The sequence below is a fragment of the Streptomyces sp. NPDC051921 genome (genome assembly GCF_040680975.1).
Taxonomy (GTDB): Bacteria; Actinomycetota; Actinomycetes; order Streptomycetales; family Streptomycetaceae; genus Streptomyces.
In genome coordinates this window covers 72,770-93,293 of sequence record NZ_JBFAXU010000010.1, presented here as the reverse complement: position 1 = coordinate 93,293, position 20,524 = coordinate 72,770, and the positions used below count along the sequence as shown (strand labels likewise).

At 73.3% G+C, this 20,524-nt stretch carries 23 protein-coding genes; 9 read left to right on the top strand and 14 right to left on the bottom strand.

The window, feature by feature from the left end:
* Positions 1-288 precede the first annotated feature (288 nt).
* Together AB0M16_RS15645 and AB0M16_RS15640 are read left to right on the top strand one after the other, a co-directional pair.
* On the top strand, positions 289-996 hold the full coding sequence (locus AB0M16_RS15645; RefSeq protein ID WP_365342990.1) for a hypothetical protein: 708 nt from the start codon (positions 289-291) through the stop codon (positions 994-996).
* Positions 993-1,364, top strand: a complete 372-nt coding sequence (locus tag AB0M16_RS15640; RefSeq protein WP_365342988.1) for a peptidase inhibitor family I36 protein — start codon at positions 993-995, stop codon at positions 1,362-1,364. The genes AB0M16_RS15645 and AB0M16_RS15640 overlap by 4 nt, the downstream gene beginning before the upstream one ends.
* 69 nt (positions 1,365-1,433) lie before the next feature.
* On the opposite strand, the gene AB0M16_RS15635 is transcribed toward AB0M16_RS15640, so the two are convergent.
* The 9 genes from AB0M16_RS15635 to AB0M16_RS15595 form a co-directional block, all read right to left on the bottom strand.
* Positions 1,434-2,189, bottom strand: a complete 756-nt coding sequence (locus AB0M16_RS15635; RefSeq protein WP_365342986.1) for a rod shape-determining protein MreC — start codon at positions 2,187-2,189, stop codon at positions 1,434-1,436.
* Positions 2,190-2,287: 98 nt separating this feature from the next.
* Positions 2,288-3,475 (bottom strand): globin domain-containing protein, encoded by a 1,188-nt coding sequence (locus AB0M16_RS15630; protein WP_365342984.1) that lies wholly within the window; start codon positions 3,473-3,475, stop codon positions 2,288-2,290.
* 98 nt (positions 3,476-3,573) lie between these two features.
* Complete coding sequence (locus AB0M16_RS15625) at positions 3,574-4,020, bottom strand: Rrf2 family transcriptional regulator (protein ID WP_365342981.1); 447 nt, start codon at positions 4,018-4,020, stop codon at positions 3,574-3,576.
* A gap of 62 nt (positions 4,021-4,082) precedes the next feature.
* Positions 4,083-4,910 (bottom strand): hypothetical protein, encoded by an 828-nt coding sequence (locus tag AB0M16_RS15620; protein WP_365342979.1) that lies wholly within the window; start codon positions 4,908-4,910, stop codon positions 4,083-4,085.
* Positions 4,911-5,026: 116 nt separating this feature from the next.
* Positions 5,027-5,428 (bottom strand): SHOCT domain-containing protein, encoded by a 402-nt coding sequence (locus AB0M16_RS15615; protein WP_365342977.1) that lies wholly within the window; start codon positions 5,426-5,428, stop codon positions 5,027-5,029.
* Positions 5,429-5,658: 230 nt separating this feature from the next.
* Positions 5,659-6,114: a peroxiredoxin gene (locus AB0M16_RS15610; RefSeq protein WP_365342975.1), complete on the bottom strand. Its 456-nt coding sequence runs from the start codon at positions 6,112-6,114 to the stop codon at positions 5,659-5,661.
* A 45-nt stretch (positions 6,115-6,159) separates the two neighbouring features.
* On the bottom strand, positions 6,160-7,089 hold the full coding sequence (locus tag AB0M16_RS15605; protein ID WP_365343218.1) for a LysR family transcriptional regulator: 930 nt from the start codon (positions 7,087-7,089) through the stop codon (positions 6,160-6,162).
* 95 nt (positions 7,090-7,184) lie between these two features.
* Positions 7,185-7,763 (bottom strand): PadR family transcriptional regulator, encoded by a 579-nt coding sequence (locus AB0M16_RS15600; RefSeq protein WP_365342973.1) that lies wholly within the window; start codon positions 7,761-7,763, stop codon positions 7,185-7,187.
* Between the two features lie 40 nt (positions 7,764-7,803).
* On the bottom strand, positions 7,804-8,982 hold the full coding sequence (locus AB0M16_RS15595; RefSeq protein WP_365342971.1) for an FAD-dependent monooxygenase: 1,179 nt from the start codon (positions 8,980-8,982) through the stop codon (positions 7,804-7,806).
* A gap of 156 nt (positions 8,983-9,138) precedes the next feature.
* Here AB0M16_RS15595 and AB0M16_RS15590 point away from each other — a divergent pair, with 156 nt between their 5' ends.
* From AB0M16_RS15590 to AB0M16_RS15575, 4 genes are all read left to right on the top strand, one after another.
* Entirely contained in the window at positions 9,139-9,645 is a 507-nt protein-coding gene (locus AB0M16_RS15590) for a TetR family transcriptional regulator C-terminal domain-containing protein (protein ID WP_365343216.1), read from the top strand.
* Positions 9,646-9,700: 55 nt separating this feature from the next.
* Positions 9,701-10,204: an SRPBCC family protein gene (locus tag AB0M16_RS15585; RefSeq protein WP_365342969.1), complete on the top strand. Its 504-nt coding sequence runs from the start codon at positions 9,701-9,703 to the stop codon at positions 10,202-10,204.
* Positions 10,205-10,375: 171 nt separating this feature from the next.
* Positions 10,376-11,692, top strand: a complete 1,317-nt coding sequence (locus tag AB0M16_RS15580; protein ID WP_365342967.1) for an Ig-like domain-containing protein — start codon at positions 10,376-10,378, stop codon at positions 11,690-11,692.
* 74 nt (positions 11,693-11,766) lie between these two features.
* Positions 11,767-12,090 carry a CU044_2847 family protein gene (locus AB0M16_RS15575; RefSeq protein WP_365342965.1) on the top strand — a complete coding sequence of 108 codons (324 nt, stop codon included), beginning with the start codon at positions 11,767-11,769 and terminating at the stop codon, positions 12,088-12,090.
* Between the two features lie 53 nt (positions 12,091-12,143).
* On the opposite strand, the gene AB0M16_RS15570 is transcribed toward AB0M16_RS15575, so the two are convergent.
* The 4 genes from AB0M16_RS15570 to AB0M16_RS15555 all read right to left on the bottom strand — a co-directional run bounded on the left by AB0M16_RS15570 (position 12,144) and on the right by AB0M16_RS15555 (position 16,435).
* Entirely contained in the window at positions 12,144-12,959 is an 816-nt protein-coding gene (locus AB0M16_RS15570; RefSeq protein WP_365342962.1) for an ABC transporter permease, read from the bottom strand.
* 31 nt (positions 12,960-12,990) lie between these two features.
* A complete protein-coding gene (locus AB0M16_RS15565; RefSeq protein ID WP_365342960.1) occupies positions 12,991-13,902 on the bottom strand; it encodes an ABC transporter permease in 912 nt (303 codons plus the stop codon).
* Positions 13,903-13,910: 8 nt separating this feature from the next.
* Positions 13,911-15,110, bottom strand: coding sequence for an ABC transporter substrate-binding protein (locus tag AB0M16_RS15560; RefSeq protein WP_365342958.1), 1,200 nt, complete (start codon positions 15,108-15,110; stop codon positions 13,911-13,913).
* Positions 15,111-15,385: 275 nt separating this feature from the next.
* Positions 15,386-16,435: an ABC transporter ATP-binding protein gene (locus AB0M16_RS15555; protein WP_365342956.1), complete on the bottom strand. Its 1,050-nt coding sequence runs from the start codon at positions 16,433-16,435 to the stop codon at positions 15,386-15,388.
* 177 nt (positions 16,436-16,612) lie between these two features.
* Here AB0M16_RS15555 and AB0M16_RS15550 point away from each other — a divergent pair, with 177 nt between their 5' ends.
* Together AB0M16_RS15550 and AB0M16_RS15545 are read left to right on the top strand one after the other, a co-directional pair.
* A complete protein-coding gene (locus AB0M16_RS15550; RefSeq protein WP_365342954.1) occupies positions 16,613-17,398 on the top strand; it encodes a GntR family transcriptional regulator in 786 nt (261 codons plus the stop codon).
* Positions 17,352-18,143: a cache domain-containing protein gene (locus tag AB0M16_RS15545; protein WP_365342951.1), complete on the top strand. Its 792-nt coding sequence runs from the start codon at positions 17,352-17,354 to the stop codon at positions 18,141-18,143. The genes AB0M16_RS15550 and AB0M16_RS15545 overlap by 47 nt, the downstream gene beginning before the upstream one ends.
* 63 nt (positions 18,144-18,206) lie before the next feature.
* Here AB0M16_RS15545 and AB0M16_RS15540 read toward each other — a convergent pair whose 3' ends face one another.
* The gene (locus AB0M16_RS15540; protein WP_365342949.1) at positions 18,207-19,826 is read right to left on the bottom strand and encodes a PHB depolymerase family esterase; all 1,620 of its coding nucleotides are present in this window, start codon (positions 19,824-19,826) and stop codon (positions 18,207-18,209) included.
* Between the two features lie 166 nt (positions 19,827-19,992).
* Between AB0M16_RS15540 and AB0M16_RS15535 the strand changes: the two genes are divergently transcribed.
* Positions 19,993-20,523 (top strand): tetratricopeptide repeat protein, encoded by a 531-nt coding sequence (locus tag AB0M16_RS15535; protein WP_365342947.1) that lies wholly within the window; start codon positions 19,993-19,995, stop codon positions 20,521-20,523.
* Position 20,524: the final 1 nt, after the last annotated feature.

Sequence of the window (20,524 nt, the reverse complement as noted above, 5' to 3'; positions counted from 1 at the left end):
AGGTTCCCCCCCAGAGGTGACCGCCCTTCCTTACGTCACGGCAATCGGCCCCGGTTGGAATCCCCCGTCCAACCGGGGCTTTGTCGTCTTCACGCCCCATCGTGCGGCGAATGCCGCAAGCCCCGCGGACGCCCTTTCGGCGGCGCGCGCTCCGGCGCGTTCGACCCCTTCGGGTGAGTCGGCGCGGAGCTCCGCATGGCCCGCGTGGCACCGGGCATTGATCGCCACGAAACGGGCGGTGATCACCTCGCCGGCCGGCTCGGTCCAGGTCTGCCACCAGGGGGAATCATGCGCCACGCCACTCGCAGCGCCGTCGTTGCGGCCGCCGCCCTCGTGCTCGCCGGGTGCGCCGCGGTACGCCCGGGACCCGCGGGCCCGCCCGCCGCCACCGCCGACCGCCAGCAGCAGGACCAGCTGCTGAAGGCCGCCGAACACCACCTGGTGGTCGAGTGTCTCGGCGCCCAGGGGCTCGCCCTGACCACGGCCTCCCGTGCCCGCGCCCCCGCCGAGGACAGGCGCCTGCAGGCCGCCCTGTTCGGCAAGGGTCCCCGCGAACTCTCCCTCACCCTCGCCTCCGGCCTCACCGTCACCGCCAACAGCGACGGCTGCGTCGCCGGCGCCCGCGCGCACCTGTACGGCGACCAGACCCGCTGGTTCCGCGCCCAGGTCACCGTCGACAACCTGCGCGCCGAGGCCCAGGCCCGGATGAAGGCCGATCCCGCGCACCGCGCCGCGCTCGACCGATGGACCCGCTGCGCCGCGCCCGCCGGGGGGCCGCGCGAAGGCCGGCCGGACCCGGCCGTCGCCGACCGCTGCGCCCGCGAGAGCGGTCTGGCCGACGTACGGGCGCGGCTCGAACCGGCCGAGCTGGCCACCGTACGCACCCTCCACCGCGACCAGGTCGCCACATACGAGCAGCTGCGTGCCCACGCGCTGCGGCGGGCAGCCGAGCTGTCCGCCGACCCCACCGAAACGAAAGGCATCGACGCTTCATGAAGCGACTCCTCGGCCCCACCACCGCAGCCTTCCTCGCCTTCGTGGGCGGACTGGCCCTGACCGTCCCGGCAGCGGCCGCCGAATGTCCCTCCGGGGAGTTCTGCGCCTGGCAGGAGGCGAACTTCGGCGGTCAGCGCGCCAACTGGAGCGGCGACGACGGCTGGTGGGAGAGCTGGATCGCCGACACCGACTCGTCGTGGGCCAACCACGGCATCTCGGGCCCAGGGATCAAGGACTACGTCCGGGTCTACGAGTCCGCCTGGCAGGGCGGCGCAATGACGATCTGCCTCGCCCCCGGCCAGGAGGTCGGCTACAACGGCGCCGCCAACGACCGCGGTGACTCCCACACCTGGGCCACCGGCTGCTGAACCCGGCAGCCACGGCGAACGCCCGCCCGTCTCCCGTACAGCCGCGAGGGAGGCGGGCGGGCGCTCGTGCTAGCGGCGGTCCGCCCCCGGGTGACGCAAGGCCGACGCGAGAAGCAGACCGGCGCCGCGGACGGTGCTGGTGGCCGGGTCGTTCGCGAGGCGCAGGCGCACGCCCAGGCGAAGCGCGAGACGGCTGGTCAGGTCGAGGCGGAGGGCTCCGCCGCCGGTCACCAGGACGCCGCGACGCAGGGCGCCGCGCACGGCGCCCGTGGTGTCGGACCGCCACAGGTCCATCACCATGTCCGCGGCCGTGTGGACGAGGGACGCCGGTGCGCCGCCCCGCTCCGCGAGGTCGGCGAGGCCGACCTCGGCCAGTCGGGCGTCCTGGACCATGCCGTCGACGAGCAGGGTCGCCTCGGTGAGCTCCGCACCCAGGTCGACCACGAGCAGCGGACCGCCGCCCGCGGGACCCGCGTAGGCGGCGGTCGCCCGGGCGCTGTCCACCGACACGACCCGCGTCGGGCCGAGTCCGGTGATCATCCGGCGCGCCGCCTCGCGCTGCTCGGAGTCGGCCAGGACGGGGTGGCAGAGCATGACCACCGTGTCGCGCGGGGAGTCGCCGAAGGCGGCGGCCGCGACCCTGCGCAGCAGGTCCTGGTGCGGGGTGGCGTCCGTGACCCGGCCGCGCCGGACCGGGCCGCTCGGTACGTCCGCGAGCACGCCCGCGCCCGGTGCCCACACGCGGGTGCGGGAGCTGCCGATGTCGAGGGCGAGCCCGCGGACCGCGCCCGCGGGTCCCCGCAGCGCCTTGTGCGCCGTTCCCATCCGCCCACTCCTACCGCTGATCATGAGGTGAATTCGCGGCATCACTATGCAATATCCGGGCGGATAGAGCTATGGGGCGTGGGATCGTAGGTGCGCGGTCAGGCCGCGGTGCCCAGCCACAGGTCGGGACCGAAGACCTCGTAGTGGACGTCCGCCGCTGCGACGCCGCCGGCGAGGAGGTCGCCGCGGACCGCGCGCATGAAGGGCAGGGGGCCGCAGAGGTACGCCGTCACGCCCTCCGGCAGGTGGAGCGCCGTGATGTCCGCCCGTCCCTCCGCGGCGTCCGCCGCGCCCGGCTCCTCGTACCAGAGGTGCAGCGTGCCCTGCGGCAGCGCGTCGACCAGTCGCAGCAGCTCCTCGCGGTGCGCGTGGGAGGCCGGGGAACGGTCGGCGTGGACGACGACGACCTGGCGGTTCGTGCCCGTCGCGACGAGGTGGTCGAGCATCGCGAGCATCGGGGTGGAGCCGATGCCCGCCGAGGCGAGCAGCAGCGGGCCGTCGCCGTCGGGCAGGACCAGGTCCCCGAAGGGGGCGGAGACCGTCACCTGGTCTCCGACGCGCGCCTGTGCGTGCAGCCAGGAGGAGACCTCGCCGGCAGGGTCGCCGTCGACGCGCTTGACGGTGATCCGCCACTCCGGGCGGCCGGGTGCGGCGGAGAGGCTGTACTGGCGGATCTGCCGGGCGCCGTCGGGCAGCGTCACCTGGACGCTCACGTACTGTCCGGGCCGGAACGCCGCCGCCGGCCGCCCGTCGGGGCGGCGCAGGGAGAAGGAGACCGTGTCGGCGGTCTCCTCGTGGCGCCCGGTGATCTCCATCGGCTGCCAGACCTGCCCCTCGGTGAGGCCCCGCTCCTGGTAGAGGCGGGCCTCCAGGGCGATCAGGGCGTTGGCCATCAGCCAGTACACCTCGTCCCAGGCCTGGGCGACCTCGGGAGTCACGGCGTCGCCGAGGACGGCGACAATCGCCGCGAAGAGGTGCTCGTGGACCACCTTGTACTGCTCGGAGGTGACCCCGAGCGAGGCGTGCTTGTGGGCGATCCGCGCGAGCATGACGTCCGGGCGGGTGTCGGGACTCTCCAGGAGGGCTCCGGCGAAGGCGGCTATGGAGCCCGCGAGCGCCTTGCGCTGGTCGCCGGTGGCCTGGTTCCCGCGGTTGAACAGGTCCCGCAGCAGTTCGGGGTGGGCGGCGAACATCCCCGCGTAGAAGCGCTCGGTGATCTCGTCGAGGGCGCCTCCGACGGCGGGGAGGGTGGCACGGACGACCGGGGTGGCCTGCTCGGACAGCATCGCGACTCCATATCTGGTAGATGATCTACGTATTTAAAGGGGGGAGTGAACCGCGCGCGGCGCGGGGCGCACGTGCGCGGTACGGGTCGGGGAAGCGGTCAGTCGGCGGGGCGACCGGCGGACAGGGCGACGAGCACCGGTCCGGTCGGTGACCCGACCAGATCCGCGACGGTGAGCGGATCGAGCGTGCGGTAGAACGCCTCCTGGGCCTCGCGCAGCGCGCCGCGCAGTCGGCAGGCCGTCCGCAGCGGGCACGGTGGATCGCCCTCGCAGGCCACGACCTCGTCGTCGCCCTCCAGGGTCCTGGCCAGCCAGCCGACCGAGGAGCGCCGGCCGAGCTCGGTGAGGGCCAGGCCGCCGCCGCGGCCGCGCCGCGCCTCGATCACGCCGAGGTGCTGCAGTCGCGTGACCACCTTCGCCATGTGGGCTTGGGGCACGGCCATGGACTCCGCCACCTCGCGCGTGGTGGGGTACGCGTCCCGTTCGGAGACCGCCAGGCGCATCACGGCACGCAGCGCCAGGTCGGTGAATTTCGTCAACCGCACGGCATGACCGTATCAAAGACGCATGTGCGATTCGTATTAGAGGTCCCCGTGTGCGCGAGCGCTCATCCGCTGCGGCGTTCCTCGTCGTCCCCGGCCTTGCGGCCGGCCCTCCGCCAGACCCACCAGCCGCCGACCGTGACCGAGGCGGTGAAGAGCAGGAGGACGAGGAGCGGCCACCGGCTGCCGGCGAGCTGCGTGTCGGTGAGGGCCACCACGAGCAGCGCCCCGACCGGCACGAGCAGCGACACGAGGGCCCGCAGGAGTGCCGAGACCGTACCGGGATCGATCCGGGAGGCGCGGGGCGGCGGCGCGGCACCCGCGTAGAACACCGCCGCCCGGTCCGTGAACGTGAGCGTGGAGCGGTGGTAGCTGAAGGCCAGATACGGCAGCCACACCAGCGGTGCGACCAGCCCGACGAGGAACACCGCGCCCACGAGCGCCCATTGGCCGGTCCGCACGAGCAGGCCGCTCGTGCCCGCCGAGGGGGTGATCAACCCGAGCAGCCGGGCCATCCGCATGATCAGTTCCCAGAGGGCGGCCGTCCGGCCGGGCCGCTCGTGCTCCTCGGTGCCCCTGGTGGCCAGCGCGGTCCGGGCGGCGTCCGTGTTCGCGTACACGCCCTGGAGGACGAGGAGTTCGGCGGCCCGTTCGGGGTCCGTCGGGTCCCGGCCCTCCAGGGCCGCCAGTTCCAGCGCGATCCGGGCCTGGGAGAGCAGTGCCCCGCAGAACGCGAACGGTACGAGGACGAGGAACGGCCCGCCCACGAACGAACCTTCGGCCGAGACCCTCCGCACGCCGCGCGCCACCACCGTGGTGCGCAGCTCCTCCGGGCTCGCGCCCGGCAGGTCCCGGCGCAGCCGGGACACCGACCGCGCGGCCCGCGGGCCCATGTGGCGGGCTCCGAACGCGGCGAGCAGCTCAGGCAGCCGGCCCGGCTCCGCGACCGCCTCGCGCAGCAGCGAGCGGGCGAGCCGGACCGGCGCCTCCTCGTCGCCGTGCGGCCGGGTCAGGACAGGACCTTGGCCTTCGCCCTCAGGAACTCCTCTTCCGTGATGGCTCCCTTGTCCTTCAGCTCCGCGAGCCGTGCCAGCTCGTCCGCGCTGCCGGTCCTGCCGCCCGCCGACGTCCCCGCCGCCTTGCGGACGTACTCCTGGAAGGCCGCTTCTGATTCCTTGGCCTGCTTGAGGTCGCGCTGGGTCATGCCCTTGCCGCGGGCGATGACGTACACGAGCACACCGAGGAAGGGCAGGAGGATGCAGAAGATCAGCCAGCCGGCCTTGCCCCAGCCGCTCATCTCGTGGTCGCGGAAGATGTCGGTCACGATCTTGAAGAGCAGGAAGAGCCACATGATCCAGAGGAAGAACCAGAGCATGGTCCAGAAGAGGTCGAGCAGGGGGTAGTCGTCCATGCCTGTACTCCGTTTCCCGGTGGGGCCTGGGAAGCCTCGCGTACCAGCGAGTCTGGCCGAACCCCCGCGACCCCGCACGTCGTGATCCGCTCCGGGTGCGGCACGGTGGAGGGCGTGTCGGCATGGACGGTGCACTCGTGCGTGACCGCCGTCGCCGACCGCGCGCGCAGGTCGGGTACGGCCGTCGACCCGCCGGTTCCTCCGCCGTGGCGACGTGAAGGGCCCGCGGGTCAGTGTCCCCGCGACCGCAGCGCCGCGAGCGCCCGGTCCGCGTGGGCGCTCATCCGCAGCTCGCTGCGGACGACCTCCAGGACCCTGCGGTCCTCGTCTATGACGAAGGTGACCCGCTTCGTGGGAGCCAGCGAGAAGCCCCGCTTCACCCCGAAGCGGTCGCGGATCTCGCCCGACGGGTCGGAAAGGAGCGGATAGCCGAGCGAGTGCCGGTCGGCGAACTCCTGCTGGCGCGCCACCTCGTCCGTGCTGATGCCGACGGGCCGGGCGCCGACGGCCTGGAACTCGCCCGCGAGGTCGCGGAAGTGGCAGGCCTCCGCCGTGCAGCCGGGGGTGAGCGCCGCCGGGTAGAAGAAGAGGACGACCGGGCCCTCGGTCAGCAGCCCGGAGAGCGAGCGGGGCTGCCCCGTCTCGTCCGGAAGGGTGAAGTCCTCGACGATGTCACCGACGTTCATGCGCACGGAGGTTACCCCACGGGGCTACCCGGCGGTAGGCAGGGGTCACCAGTCCCGCATGGCCTGGAGGAGCCGGTCGCGGACGAGCGTGACGTGCGGGTTGTCGGGGGCCCCCGGACGCTGCACCAGGTAGGCGGTGTTGATGGGCGGGTCCTCGGGTTCGAGCAGGGCCACGAGCCGGCCCGACTCCAGCTCGGCACGGCACAGGTAGCGCGGCAGCACGGCGAGGCCCGCCCCCGCCGTGACGGCCGCGAGGACGCCCCGTAGGTCGGGGACGGTCACGGCGGCCTCGCCGGTGAGCCGGCGTCCGAAGACGTGCCGCCAGTAGCGCCGGGCGATCGGCAGGTCCTCGGCGTACATCACCATAGGGACGCCGCGCAGCGCGCCGGGGCCGTCCGTGGTGAGCGCCTCCAGGTCGATCCGCCGTGCCCGGTCGGGGGAGGCGACGAGGACGAACTCCTCGTCCGAGAGCGGTACCGAGACCAGGGCCCGGCCGCGCGGCCGGTAGGTGGCCACCACCAGGTCGTGGTGCCCGGCCCGCAGCCCGTCGAGCAGCTCGTCGGTGAGTCCGAGCGTCACCTGCAGCCGTACGCCCTCGCTCACCAGCGGCGCCAGGACGGGCAGCGCGCTGACGGAGAGGAACTCGGCCGGCCCCGCCAGATGGACGGGCTGCGGTGCCGGCCGGGCGCCGCCCGGGCCCTGGTCCGCCACCGCGGCCAGCTCGTCGATCGGCCCCGCGACCTGCGCGGCGAGCTCGTCGGCGTACGGGGTCGGTGCCGTCCCGCGCGGGCCGCGCTCGAACAGCTCACGGTCGAGGCGCCGTTCGAGCGCCCGGATCTGGGTGGTGACCGTCGGCTGCGACAGGCTCAGCAGCCGTGCTGCCGCAGTGAACGAGCCCGTGCGGTGTACCGCGAGGAAGGTCCGCAGGAGCGACAGGTCGAGCGGCCCGCGCGACGCGGACACGGCCGACCGGATTTCCGTGCCGTTCGCCGGGTCGCCGGCGGGCCGGTCCTGCCCATTCCGCTGCCTATGGCTCACGCCGTCCAGCATAGGCAGACCGATGGATGGGCCTATCCTCGGCCGGCCTCCTGCCGGGCGGCCTCGCGGTCGGCGAGGATCCCGAGCACCTGCACGCCCCAGCGCACGTTCTCCTCCTCGAACGCCATACCGCGCATCAGCGTCAGATACGGTCCCACGCGCGCGGTCCCGCGCAGGTACGAGGCCTCGTCCCGTCCGTCCAGCAGCCGCTCCCGCAGGCGCTCGTAGCGCGCGAGCTTCGCCCGGGCCGCCTCCATCCGCTCCCGTACGTGCTCGCGCACCGCCGCCGTGTCGCCCTCGTCGCACGCCTGGACCTGGACCATCAGCTCGTCGCGGACCGCCGTCGGCCTGGGCGGGTGCGCGGTGTACGCGACGAGGTCCGCCAGGCCCGACTCGGTGAGGGTGAACATGCGCTTGTTGGGGCGGCGTTCCTGCTGCACCACGCGCGCCGCGATCAGGCCGGCCTCGGAGAGCTTGTCGAGCTCCCGGTAGAGCTGCTGCGGCGTGGCCGCCCAGAAGTTGGCCACGGCCACGTCGAAGAGCTTGGCCAGGTCGTACCCCGACGCCTCGCCCTCCAGGAGAGCCGCCAGGACCGCGTGCTTGAGAGACATCCGGATAAATTAGCAGCCAATTGAATAGTTTCCTCCACACCTATTCACCTGCGAAAGGCCTGGTGAGGGGCGGGGTCCAGGCCGCGTGCCGCAAGATCGCCCGGATCGAGGCGCCCGACGGTGCCAGCCGCAGGAGGGTGTTGCGCAGCGGGACCACGAGCGGGTGACTCAGCTGCTGGCCCATCCGCCCGGCCCTGCGGGCGGCCCTGGCGACCGCCGTCGTGCGGGGCCGCCGCTCGGTGTCGTACCGGGCGAGCGCGCCGTCGATGTCCGCCGTCCCGTCGAGCCGCGCCGCGAGGACCACGGCGTCCTCCAGTGCCTGGCAGGCGCCCTGGCCGAGGTTCGGGGTCATCGCGTGGGCGGCGTCGCCGAGGAGCACCACACGGCCGGCGACGAAGGACGGCAGAGGAGTGGCCAGTTCGGCGATGTCGTGGTGGAGGACGTCCTCGGCGCGGGTCGCGGCGAGCAGCTCGGGGACGGGGGAGTGCCAGCGGGCGAAGCGGCGGCGGAGTGCGGCCAACGGGTCCTCGTGAAGCACCCCGGCGGGCGCGTTGAGGACCGCGTGCCATTCCGCCCGTCCGTCCGTGAACGCGATGTGCCCGAACTCCACGCCGCGTCCCCAGGTGAGCTCGAAGTCGCTGAGGAGGTGAACCGGGCGCTCCGTGATCGCGCGCAACACGGTCGAGCCGCTGTGCACCGGACCCGGATGGCCGGGGAACAGGGCGGTACGCAGGCGGCTGCCGATCCCGTCGGCGGCGACGACCAGATCCGCCTCCAGAGCTCCGCTCGGGGGATCGGTCTCCACGCGTGCCCGGTCGCGGCCGAGCGGGGTCACGGCCGCGACCGTCACGCCCGTGCGCACGGTGTCCGGCGGCAGTGCGCCACTCAACAGCCCGTGGAGTGCGGAACGCGGGATGCCCACGATGGGGGAGCCGACGGCGCGTTCGAGCGCGGCACCGTCCATCCGGGCCAGCCATGAGCCGCCGGGCGTGCGGGTGCCGCCGGTGTACTGGCCGCGCCCGGCGGCCCGTACGCCCGCGCCGACGCCGAGCGCGTCGAGGGCGTGGACGCCGTTGGCGGCGAGCGAGATCCCGGCCCCGGCGTCGGCGAGGACGGGCGTGCGGTCGACGACCGTCACCTCCCAGCCGATGCGCCCAAGTCCGACGGCGGCGGCGAGCCCACCGATCCCGGCGCCCACGACGACGGCGGTCCGTCCCATGGTTCTTGCCCCTCTCCTCGCACCTCTTCTACACCTGTAGAAGAGGTGTGGTGTAGCGTACGCCGGCCTCTACAGGTGTAGAAAGAGGGGGTGACCTCACCCGACCGCCGCACCCTGCTCGCCGACGCCGCGCTCGGCGTCCTCGCCGACGCGGGCATGCGGGGTCTCACCCACCGCGCCGTCGACGCCGCCGCCGGCCTGCCGGCGGGAACCACCTCCGCGTACTTCCGCACCCGTTCGGCGCTGCTCACCGCGCTGGTCCGCAGGCTGGTGGAGCTCGACCAGGCCGAGCTGCGCGCAACCGCCGAGCAGGCCCCCGCCCTCCGGACGCCGGAGGACCTCGTCGGCGGACTCGCCGCCCTCGTCGCCGCCCGGACGGGCGGAGAGGGACGGCGCCGTTCGCTCGCCCGCTACGCCTGCGTCCTGGAGAGCGTGCGAGACCCCGAACTGCGGGACATCCTGGTGCCGAGGGAGAACCCGGGGCGCGACGCGGTCCGGACCTTCCTGGCCGCCCGTGGCGTGGCGGATCCCGAGGCCCGCACGCTCACCCTGCTCGCCTGCGTGGACGGCCTGGTCCTGGACCGGGTGGTCGCCGGAGAGGAGGCGGTGGGCGGGGGGACCGAGCAGATCGAGGGGCTCGTGGCCGCGGCCCTCCGGCCGTGAGCGCGCGGACGCGGGTGCGTCCGCCGGTCCGATGTCAGCAAGGGAGCGAGCTCCGATGGACGGCAAGGGAAGCATGGACACCAAGGCGTTCGTCTACACGACGTACATCCGCACCACCACCGACGAGCTGTGGAAGGCGCTGACCGACCCCGTCTTCACCCGCCGCTACTGGGGCGTGGCCTTCGAGACCGACTGGATCGTCGGCTCGCCCATGGCCTGGGAGGAGGGCGGGCGCATCACCTCCGACCCCGACCAGGTGGTCCTCGCCGCGGACCCCGGCCGGCTCCTCTCGTACACGTGGCACACCTTCACCACGGAATGGGCCGCGTCCGTCGGCCTCGACGACGACGCCCTGATCCGCCTCGTCGAGGAGGGGCGCTCCAAGGTCAGCTACGTCATCGAACCCGCCGGGGACATCGTGAAACTCACCGTCGTCCACGACGACCTGATGCCCGGCGGCACCATCCGCAGCCTCGTCGGCGAGGGCTGGCCGGCGCTGATCTCCAGTCTGAAGTCGCTCCTGGAGACCGGCGAGGAGCTGCCCGAGGTCCCGCGCTGACCTTTCGGCCCGCGGCCGCGTTCGCGCGGCCCGCATTGGTGCATTCGAGTCGTCTCGCGGGCCTCTCGCACGCCACGCCAGGTCAGTTGATCATACTTTCCGGCCCTCATCCGTTTTGATGACACGGGTAAGGCCAGGTCAGCACCGGTGTGGAAGGGCGGGGTGTCCGACGTGTCGTCACGCAGGAACATCAACGGGTGGAGCGCGCTGTCCGTCGCCGCCGGAGCGGTGCTCGCCCTCAACGCGGCCCAGCCCGCGACCGTCGGCGCGCGCACCGCCCAGCCCCGCAGCGTCCTCCTCTCCGTCGGCGCGTGCCCCTCCGACCGCGGGCTGTGCACCGCGCACCGCCGCAACATCGTCCTCGACGGCCGGACGCTCGGCGTCGACACCCGGACCGCGTCCGGTCCCCTCGACCTCGTGCTGCGCACCACGGGCCGCCTCGCCGACGTCACCGTCACCGACCACAAGGGACGCCGCGTCGCCGGTACCGTGAGTCCCGACGGCAACCGCTGGACCAGCGTCGCGCCGCTCGCCGCCGACAGCCGCTACACCGCCCGCATGCTCGTCGAACGCACCGACGGCGGCCAACCGGCCCGCCACCGCGCCCGGCTCGACCTGCGCACCGCCGCCGCCCCGGAGGGCGAGCGGCTCACCGTCGAGTTCGGCCCCGGCAGCCGCACGTACGGGGTCGGCCAGCCGCTCACCGCCGAGCTGAGCCACCCCGTCCCCGCCGGCGACACCAGCGGCCGGCGCGCCGTCGAACGCTCCCTCCGTGTCAGCTCCGCACCCCACGTCGAAGGTTCCTGGTACTGGGTCGGCCCCACCACCCTGCACTACCGGCCGCGCGACTACTGGCCCGCGCACGCCACCATCCGCATGCGCAGCGCCCTCGACCGGGTCCGCGTCACCGACCGGCTCTTCGGCGGCCCCTCCGCACCCCTGACGCTCACCACGGGCGACCGGATCGAGGCCGTCACCGACGTCGCCGCGCACACCATGACCGTCTCGCGCGACGGTCAGGTCGTCCGCGTCATCCCGGTCACCACCGGCAAGGAGGGCTATCGCACCCGCACGGGCACCAAGGTCGTCCTGGGCAAGGAGGCGACGGTCCGCATGCGCGGCGACTCCATCGGCATCGCGCGGGGCAGCAAGGACTTCTTCGACCTGAAGGTCCAATGGGCCACCCGGGTGACCTGGAGCGGCGAGTACCTGCACGCCGCCCCCTGGTCGCTCGACGCCCAGGGGGCCGAGGACGTCAGCCACGGCTGCACCGGCATGAGCACCGAGGACGCCGCCTGGTTCTTCCGCACCGTCCGCGAGGGCGACGTCGTCCGGGTCGTCAACGGATCCGGCCGGGCGATGACGCCCTTCGACAACGGCTACGGCGACTGGAACCTGAGCTGGCCCGAGTGGGGCCGCGGCAGCGCTTTCGGCTCCGCCGCCACCGGCAGCGGAGCCGCCGCCGGCACCCTCCGGCCCGCCCTCTGACGGCCCCACGACCCGACGGCCCCACGACCCGACGGCCTCACGACCCGATGGGACGACGACGCACACCAGGAGTCATGATGACGGAGATCACCAAGGTCGAACTCGCCGACGGCGTGCTGTACGTGGAGGCGCAGCCGCTCGGCCCCGTCGGGCAGGACGCCGTGGAACCGGAAGGGCGGGGCGGCCGGCTGCCCGATCTGTCGGGGTTCACCAGCGCCCTGTCCTCCTTCGCCGCACAGCTCGGCGACGCCCTGCACACCGCCGCGCCCGAACGGGCGACCGTGGAGTTCGGGTGCCAGCTCGGCATCGACAGCGGCGTCCTCACCGCGCTCGTCGTCCAGGGCAGTACGACGGCCAATTTCAGGGTCACCCTGGAGTGGGTCAAGAAGCGGCTCTGAGAGCGCCGTGCACGGCGTGCGGAAGGGCGCACGCGGGCGCCGGTCGGGGCCGGTCAGACCCGTCCGCCGCCCGCGGTGTCCGAGGACAGACGTTGGGCCGCGTAGATCGGGAGCACGGAGAGCAGCACGAGCAGGGCGGCCACCACGTTGACGACCGGGGCCTGCTGAGGCCGGGTCATGTTGTCGAAGATCCACAGCGGCAGTGTCTGCACCCCGGGGCCGGCCGTGAACGTGGTCACCACGACCTCGTCGAAGGAGAGCGCGAAGGCGAGCAGCCCGCCCGCGAGCAGCGCCGAGCGCAGCAGCGGGAAGGTGACGTCCCAGAAGGTGCGGAAGGTGTGCGCGCCCAGGTCCATCGCCGCCTCCTCGTAGGAGCCGGGCAGCCGGCGCAGCCGCGCGACCACGTTGTTGAAGACGACCACGATGCAGAACGTCGCGTGTCCGACGATCACGGTGAAGAGTCCGAGGCCCACCCCCAACGGTTCGAGGACCGTGCCGAAGGCCGAGTTGAGCGCGATGCCCGTGACGATGCCGGGCAGCGCGATCGGCAGCACCACCGCGAACGACATGGCCTCGCGCCCGAAGAAGGTGTGCCGCTGCACCGCGATGGCGATGAGCGTGCCGAGCACGAGCGCGACGGCGGTGGCCGCGAGCCCCGCCCGCACCGAGGTCCACAGGGCCTCGCGCGCACCCTCGTTGTCCCAGGCGGCGGTCCACCACTTCAGGGTGAGCCCGGGCGGCGGCCAGCTCGCCGAGCGGTCCGGGTTGAGTGAGCCGATCAGGACGAGCAGCAGCGGCAGATAGATCACCGCGAAGCCGAGCCCGGCCGCGGTGCGCAGTGCGATCCGCGCGGGGCGCGAGAGGTTCATCGGGTGTCCTTCCACGGGCGGGCGGGGCCGGTCACAGGCTGCGGAGTGCTCCGGTGCGGCGCACCGCGAGCAGGTAGAGCACGATGACGGCCACCGGCACCGTGCCGAGCGCGGCGGCGAGCGGCAGGTTGAGGGTGACGTTGGAGTAGACGAGGTTGCCGAACAGCTGGGTCTTGCCGCCGACGATCTGCACCGTGATGTAGTCGCCCAGGCTGAGCGAGAAGGTGAACACCGACCCGGCCGCGACCGCCGGCCACACCAGCGGCAGCACGACCGAGAAGAAGGTCCGCCCGGCCCGTGCCCCGAGGTCTGCCGAGGCGTGCAGCAGGTTGTCCGGCAGCTGTTCGAGCGCGGTGTGGATCGGCAGGATCATGTACGGCAGCCACAGGTACGTCAGCACCAGGACGGTGGCCGTGAGCCCGTACCCGGGACCGCTCAGCCCCAGCGGCTTCAGCGCCCAGTCGAGCGGACCGCCCTCGGAGAGGATCAGCCGCCACGCGTACACCTTGACGAGGTAGCTGGCCCACAGCGGGGTGAGGACGGCGACCACGAGCAGCGGCCGGCGGCGCGGGCTCGCGACCCGGGCGGTGTAGAAGGCGACGGGGAAGGCGATGACGGCGCACAGAGCGGTGACGGCGAGGGCGACGCCGACGGTGCGCAGCGCGACCGTCCGGTAGACCGGGGAGCTCACGAGCTCCTGGAAGTTCTGTCCCGACCAGACCCGGACGACCTCGGAGGTGAAGGAGTCGGTGGTCCAGAAGGCGGACAGGAACAGGGCGGCCAGCGAGCCCAGATAGGCGAGCACGAGCCACAGCAGCGGCGCGGTCAGCAGGGCGGCGAGCCGGACCCGGGGCCGCTTGTGGAGGGCCCCGGCGAGCCGCCGGGCCGGACCGGGGGACCGGTCGGCGTCGGCGGCTCGCGTCACGGGGGAGAGCGAGGTCATGCGACGGGTCAGCCCTTGATCTCGTTCCAGGCCTGGACCCACTTGGCGTACGGCACGCACCTGGCGTCCGTGCGGCCGTCGAGGCACTGCTCGATGGGCGTGGTCCAGAAGTGGACGTTCTTCCAGTAGGCCTCGTCGGTGGCGTGGAAGGTGGTGCAGTGGGCCTTGTCCGCGGTCTCGGCGCAGGACTTGGCGTTGGCGGGGGCCTCCCCGAAGTACTCGGCGACCTGGGCGTTGGCCTTGGGCGAGACGATCCAGTCGAGCCACTTGTACGCGCAGGTCGGGTGCTTGGCCTTGGCGGAGACCATCCAGGTGTCGGACCAGCCGGTGGAGCCCTCCTTCGGGAGCACCGCCTCGACCTTGGCGCCCTCGGACTTGGCCAGGTTGGCGATGACCTGCCAGCTGGTGCCGACGACGGAGTCGCCGCTCTTGAAGGCGGAGATCTCCTTGAGGTAGTCGCTCCAGTACTCGCCGACGTGCTTGTTCTGTGCCTTCAGGAGCTCGACGGCGGCGTCGAACTGCTTCTGGTCCAGCGCGTAGGGGTTCTTGATGCCGAGCTCCGGCTTGGTGGCCTTGAGGTAGAGCGCGGCGTCGGCGAGGTAGATGGGGGAGTCGTACGCGGTGACCTTGCCGCTGTGCGCGGAGGCCCGGTCGAACACCGCCGACCAGGAGTCCGGGGCGGGGGTGACCTTCGCCGTGTCGTACATGAGGAGGTTGGCGCCGCGGCCGTGCGGAATGCCGTAGGCGACGCCCTTGACGGAGTTCCACTCCTTGTTCTTGAGGCCTGCGAAGACATCCGCGTAGTGGGGGACGAGCGCGGTGTTGACCGGGGCGGCGTCTCCGGAGGCGATCAGGCGCAGCGAGGCGTCTCCGGAGGCGGAGACGGCGTCGTACTCACCCGTCTTCATCAGCGCCACCATCTCGTCGGAGGTGGCGGCCGTCTTGGCCTTGACCTGGCAGCCGGTCTGCTTCTCGAAGCCGGTCACCCAGTCGACCGCGGGGTCGTTGGAGCCGTCCTCGACGTAACCGGCCCAGGCGATGAGGTTGACCTGCCCCTCGGGCGCGCCGAGCGACGTGGGGGCCTTGAGATCGGGCGGGTTGAGGCCGCCGGAGGACCCGGACCCCGCCTGATCGGCCGAGCCGCAGGAGGTGACGAGCAGGAGGCCGGAGACGGCGGCGGCCGTCAGGAGCGAGCGGTGCAGGCGCACGGGGTTCTCCGTTGCGTGAGGGGGCGGTACGGGGAGTGGTGCGGGGGACGGGGGAGCGGTCCATACGGCGAGTGGTGCGGGAGCGGTGCCGAAGGCCTGCGCGTCCACGAGCCCACAGGCGCATGGGCTCCTGGGGTTCCATAGGCCCGTGGGTCCATAGGCCAACGGGCCAACCGGCAGACGGGCAGACGGGCAGACGGGCAGACGGGCAGGAGGTGCTCAGGGGCCACGAGCCCACGGGCAGCTGGTGCTCCGGGGGCCACGGGCAGGCGGTGTCACGGGGTGACGGGGGCGGCTTCGGGGACCGGTACCGCGTGCCGCGGGTGCCACTGGAGTCCCACCCGGGCGCCGCGGTAGGCGGCGAGGTCGGCGGAGGAGGTCTCCAGGTTCTGCTGGACGGCGGTGAGACGGCCGCCGGCGTCCAGGTCGACGAGGAACCGGGTGGCGTCCCCGAGGTAGACGACCTCGGCGACGGTCCCGGCGGCGTGCGCGTGACCCGCCTCGGCGGGCGCGCCCGGGTCCTTGACGACCCGGATCTTCTCCGGCCGGATGCTGTACGTGCCGGGGGCGCCGACCACGGTCCGGGCGGTGTCGCCGCTGAGCAGGTTCGAGGTGCCGACGAATCCCGCGACGAACGGGGTGGCGGGGCGCTCGTAGATCTCGGCCGGGGTGCCGACCTGTTCGACGCGGCCCTGGTGGAAGACGGCGATGCGGTCGCTCATGGTCAGGGCCTCCTCCTGGTCGTGCGTGACGAACACGAAGGTGATCCCGACCTGCCGCTGGATCGCCTTGAGCTCGACCTGCATCTGCTCGCGCAGCTTGAGGTCGAGGGCGCCCAGCGGTTCGTCGAGCAGCAGCACCCGCGGGCGCCCGACCAGGGCGCGGGCCAGGGCGACGCGCTGGCGCTGACCGCCGGACAGTTCGCCGGGGCGGCGGCGGCCGAGTCCTTCCAGCCGGACCTGGGCGAGGGCCGCGCGGGAACGCACCAGACGCTCGGCCGTCGGGACGCCGCGGACCTTGAGGCCGTAGGCGACGTTCTGCTCGATCGTCATGTGCGGGAAGAGCGCGTAGTCCTGGAAGACGGTGTGCACGTCACGCTCGAAGGGCGCCAGGCGGGTGACGTCCTTGCCGGCCAGTTCGACGGTGCCCGCACTCGGGGTCTCGAAGCCGGCGATCATCCGCAGCACGGTTGTCTTGCCGGAGCCGGACGGGCCGAGCATGGAGAAGAACTCCCCGTCGGCCAACTCCAGGTCCACCCCGGCCACCGCCTCGGTCCGGCCGTAGCTCTTGCGGAGTCCTGAGAGCCGGATCGCCATTCCCTCCATGATCGGGAACCTTTCTGGAGCGGGGGGACGTTCTGAGGAGTGGACGTAAACATATGAAGTCATAGTTCAAATCTCAAGACCCCCTTAAGGTAAAGCCTGAGTCAACGCGCGAGGTGGTGGGACGTGAGACCGGACGGCAGACGGGGCGAAGGCGCACGGGGCGGTGCGCACAGGGCCGTGTTCACCCCCGTCGACACCCGGGCCCGGGTCGACACCGTGGTGCGCCGGATCGGCGACGCCATCGAGCTCGGACTCCTCGCCGACGGCGAGCAGTTGCCCGGCGAGACCGACCTGGCGGGCCAGCTCGGCGTCTCGACCGTGACCCTCCGCGAGGCCCTCATGGCCCTGCGCCAGCAGGGCCTCGTGACCACCCGGCGCGGCCGCGGCGGCGGCAGCTTCGTCACCCTCCCCGAGGGGCCGCCGGAGGAACGCCTGCGGGCCCGGCTCGCCGACTGGTCCACCGAAGAGCTGCGCGACCTCGGCGACCACTGGGCCGCCGTCTCCGGCGCCGCCGCCCTGCTGGCCGCCCAGCGCACCCAGCCGGGCGACCTGCGCCCGCTCGCCCGCACCGTCGACGACCTCGCCCACGCCGAGGACCCCGCGGCGCGCAGCCGGCTCTACGGCCGCTTCCACGTCGAACTCGCCGCCGCCGCCCAGTCCGCCCGGCTCACCCGCGAGGAGATCGCGCTCCAGGCCGAGTTGGGAGCCCTCCTCGTCCTCGTCCTCGACGACACCGCGTATCTCGCATGCGTGGCGGATCGTCACCGCTCCGTAATCTCCGCCGTGCAGGATGAGGCCGACGAGCTCGCCAGAATGCTGGCCGAGCAGTGCGTACGCGAGTCCGTGGGCCGACTGGTCGCCCTGCGCCTCGCGCCCCCCACCCGCGCACCCGAGCCGCGTCCCGAGGAGGACCCCGATGGCCAGGACGACCGGGCTCGCCCGCCCCGCCGGAGCCGCCGCTGACCCGACCGGTGGGCTCGCCGACGCCGTCTCGGAACGCGTGCGCGACACCCTCGAAGGCGTCTTCGCCGCCGTCGCCGCCACCGGCGCGGACACCGAGGCCCTGCTGTCCGGCCGGGGGGCCGCCGACGGGACCCCTGTCTCCGCCGACCTCGCCGCCCTCCGGCCCGCGCTCCACCGGCGCCTCGCCGAGCACCCGCTCGTCTCCGGCGTCGGCTTCGTCGCCCGGCCGGGCCTGCTCGCCGACGTGCCCGCCTGGCTGGAGTGGTGGCAGCGCGCCCCCGACGGCACCGTCCGGCCGCTGCTGCTCGACCTCGACCCGCAGCACTCCGCGTACTCCGACTACACCCACTGGGACTGGTACGAGCTCCCCCGCGAGACCGGCCGCCGGGCCGTCGCCGGGCCCTACGTCGACTACCTCTGCTCCGACCAGTACGGGCTCACCCTCAGCGCGCCCGTCCACGTCGGCGGCGCGTTCGTCGGGGTCGCCGCCGCCGACGTGTACCTGCGCCACTTCGAGGCCGCAGTGCTCCCCGTGCTCCAGGAACTGCCCGAACCGGCCCGCCTGGTGAACGCGCGCGGCCGGGTCGCCGCCTCCACGGACCCGGCCCATCTGGCCGGCTCCCTCACCAAGGGGCCCGACTTCCGCGCGGTGCTCGCGGCACCGCCTGCCGTCCACCGCCACGGCGCCCTGCGCCTGACGCCCTGCACGGGCACCCCCCTGGTGCTCGTGACGCCGGAGCGGTGAACGGACCCCCAGGGCGGGTCCCGCCCTGATCCGCCGGACCGGACCCGGGACGGGGCACGCCCGCTAGCGGTACTCGACGGTCAGCGTCACCGGCGCCGCCCGGTTGACGAAGAGGTACGCGGTGGAGGCCGGCGCCGACGCGAAGCCGAGCCGCAGCTGGGTCGTCCCGCTCCGGTCCAGGGCCGCGAGCGCGGCCGGCGACAGATCCGTGGACACGGCGCTCCCCGACGAGAACGCCCCGATCTCCGCCGCTCCCGCGACCGTGGCCGGCGCGGACCAGTCGCCGGACTCCACCGCGCACCCGCCGAAACAGCCCGTCCGCACGTCCACGAGCAGCCGGTTGCCGGCCGGCGAGGCCCAGGGATCGCCCGAGCCGCTCGACCGGGACACCGTCAGATACGCCCGGGTCACCTCCTTGCCCGCGGGGATCCTCGACGTGTCGAAGGACAGCAGCGTCCGGTTCACCTTCCCGTCCGTGCCCCGGCCGAGCGCGAGGCCGTACGTGTCCTCCAGGGTCCCGACCGCCGGGCCCGAGCCGTCGGCCGCCGCCTTCACGTACCCGTCCTGCGCGTCCACGCTCGGCAGCGTCACCGAGCCGGCACCGCTCGGCGGCGGGGGAGTGTCGCCGCGCAGCGCCCGGACCATGCCCATCACGGCCTCGATCTGCTTCCCGCCGTGCCGCGCGTACGCCGAGTCGCCGAGATAACCCCACCAGTTCCAGCAGCCGTTGGGGTTCTCCAGCGTGCTGGTGGGGGCCGCCTGCGGGTAGAGCACGACCATCGCGTTCGTGTCCGCGTACTCGTTGAGATAACTGCCCTCGACGAAACGGGTCCCGAAGCCCTGGTACGCGTACCCCTGCTTGCAGCCGTGCAGCGCCACCATCAGCGAGCAGGCCGCGCCGCCCGCGCACGACGCCGGGACGTACGCGAAGCCCTCGTCGCCCATCGACAGGGCCGCGGCCGAGCCGCCCGGCGCGTACGCGTTCTGGTCGAAGCGGACCAGGGTCCCCGAGGGCGCGGCGGCGGGCGCGGCCACCGAGCCGAGGAGATGGCCGAGCAGTTCACGCTCGGCGTCGACACCGCAGTCGTTCAGGAACGGAGTCTGCGTCACCCCGCAGGCGTTGGGGCCGAGCGGGCTGATCCAGGCGTGACCGGCCGGGGTGGTGCGCTGGTAGCGCACCCGGGCGCCGAAGTGCGTGTAGTAGTCGGAGAGCGCGGTCGCGACCGGCTGCTTCACGGTGGAGTCGTTCGTCCCGCTGAAGACGTACACCGGATCGCCCGCCAGGTTGGCCACCGGATCCACCAGCCCTTGTGCCGACCGGTCGCGGGTGAGCTGCTCCAGCTGCGCGAGCTGGAGGTCCTGCGTCGTGTTCATGCACGCGTTGAGCGCGGTGGGCAGGCTGCCGCGCGCGCAGTCGTACGGGCCGGAGGCGAAGGCCGCCGAACCGGACACCGTCCCGGAGTAGGCCACGTGCAGCTGGGTGGCCATGTAGCCGCCCGAGGAGACCCCGGCGGTGTACACCGCGCCGATGGCGTAGGGCGTCAGGGTGCCCGGGACCGGCGCCGGCGCCGCGGCCGCGGCGGGGGACGCGGGCGCGGCGAGGAGCAGGGCGGTGGCGGCGGACAGCAGCAGCGCCGCCAGGCGCCGCGGCCGTCGGAGGTGTGGTGCTCGTGTGGGTCGCATCAGGACTCCCGTGCGGCTCGAACGGGTGGGGATGCGCCGGAGGGTAGAGCCGGTGCGAACCCGCTCCCTATGGGCTCGGCAGCCACAGAAGGCGCGCCCGGGTATGGCGTGCCACGACCTGGCAGCCGCCGTCCGCCCCGCCCCGGCCACCTGCGAGGATGCCTCCATGAGCACCGACGACCACGCCCGCACCGCCACGAGGGACGCGTCGCTGGCCGAGGCAGTCGCCCTGCGCGGGGCCGGCCACCGCGAGGAGGCCCGCGACCGGCTCGTCGCGCTCGCCGAGCGCCTTCCCGACGACGCCGAGGTGGCCTACCAGACCGCTTGGGCGCACGACGTCCTCGGCCTGGAGGCAGAAGCCGTCCCGTACTACGAAAGGGCCCTCGCCGCGCGCACCGCACACGGCGGCCTGACGTCCGAGGACCGCAGGGGCGCCCTGCTCGGCCTCGGCAGCACCTACAGGACCCTCGGCCGCTACGAGGCGGCCGTCGCCACCCTGCGGCGCGGCACCGAGGAGTTCCCCGAGGACGGCGCCCTGCGCGCCTTCCTCGCCATGGCCCTGTACAACACCGGCGAGCACCACGACGCCGTCCGGCTGCTGCTGCGCCTGCTCGCCGAGACCAGCGACGACCCGCACGTCCGGCAGTACCACGAGGCCATCGCCCACTACGCCGAGGACCTCGACCGGATCGGGTGAC

Bases quoted from the DNA above. Each gene is read 5' to 3' on its own strand.
- AB0M16_RS15645 (WP_365342990.1), top strand. From the start codon at position 289: ATGCGCCACGCCACTCGCAGCGCCGTCGTTGCGGCCGCCGCCCTCGTG.
- AB0M16_RS15640 (WP_365342988.1), top strand. From the start codon at position 993: ATGAAGCGACTCCTCGGCCCCACCACCGCAGCCTTCCTCGCCTTCGTG.
- AB0M16_RS15635 (WP_365342986.1), bottom strand. From the start codon at position 2,189: ATGGGAACGGCGCACAAGGCGCTGCGGGGACCCGCGGGCGCGGTCCGC.
- AB0M16_RS15630 (WP_365342984.1), bottom strand. From the start codon at position 3,475: ATGCTGTCCGAGCAGGCCACCCCGGTCGTCCGTGCCACCCTCCCCGCC.
- AB0M16_RS15620 (WP_365342979.1), bottom strand. From the start codon at position 4,910: ATGGGCCCGCGGGCCGCGCGGTCGGTGTCCCGGCTGCGCCGGGACCTG.
- AB0M16_RS15615 (WP_365342977.1), bottom strand. From the start codon at position 5,428: ATGGACGACTACCCCCTGCTCGACCTCTTCTGGACCATGCTCTGGTTC.
- AB0M16_RS15610 (WP_365342975.1), bottom strand. From the start codon at position 6,114: ATGAACGTCGGTGACATCGTCGAGGACTTCACCCTTCCGGACGAGACG.
- AB0M16_RS15600 (WP_365342973.1), bottom strand. From the start codon at position 7,763: ATGTCTCTCAAGCACGCGGTCCTGGCGGCTCTCCTGGAGGGCGAGGCG.
- AB0M16_RS15595 (WP_365342971.1), bottom strand. From the start codon at position 8,982: ATGGGACGGACCGCCGTCGTCGTGGGCGCCGGGATCGGTGGGCTCGCC.
- AB0M16_RS15590 (WP_365343216.1), top strand. From the start codon at position 9,139: ATGCGGGGTCTCACCCACCGCGCCGTCGACGCCGCCGCCGGCCTGCCG.
- AB0M16_RS15585 (WP_365342969.1), top strand. From the start codon at position 9,701: ATGGACGGCAAGGGAAGCATGGACACCAAGGCGTTCGTCTACACGACG.
- AB0M16_RS15575 (WP_365342965.1), top strand. From the start codon at position 11,767: ATGATGACGGAGATCACCAAGGTCGAACTCGCCGACGGCGTGCTGTAC.
- AB0M16_RS15570 (WP_365342962.1), bottom strand. From the start codon at position 12,959: ATGAACCTCTCGCGCCCCGCGCGGATCGCACTGCGCACCGCGGCCGGG.
- AB0M16_RS15565 (WP_365342960.1), bottom strand. From the start codon at position 13,902: ATGACCTCGCTCTCCCCCGTGACGCGAGCCGCCGACGCCGACCGGTCC.
- AB0M16_RS15555 (WP_365342956.1), bottom strand. From the start codon at position 16,435: ATGGAGGGAATGGCGATCCGGCTCTCAGGACTCCGCAAGAGCTACGGC.
- AB0M16_RS15545 (WP_365342951.1), top strand. From the start codon at position 17,352: ATGGCCAGGACGACCGGGCTCGCCCGCCCCGCCGGAGCCGCCGCTGAC.
- AB0M16_RS15540 (WP_365342949.1), bottom strand. From the start codon at position 19,826: ATGCGACCCACACGAGCACCACACCTCCGACGGCCGCGGCGCCTGGCG.
- AB0M16_RS15535 (WP_365342947.1), top strand. From the start codon at position 19,993: ATGAGCACCGACGACCACGCCCGCACCGCCACGAGGGACGCGTCGCTG.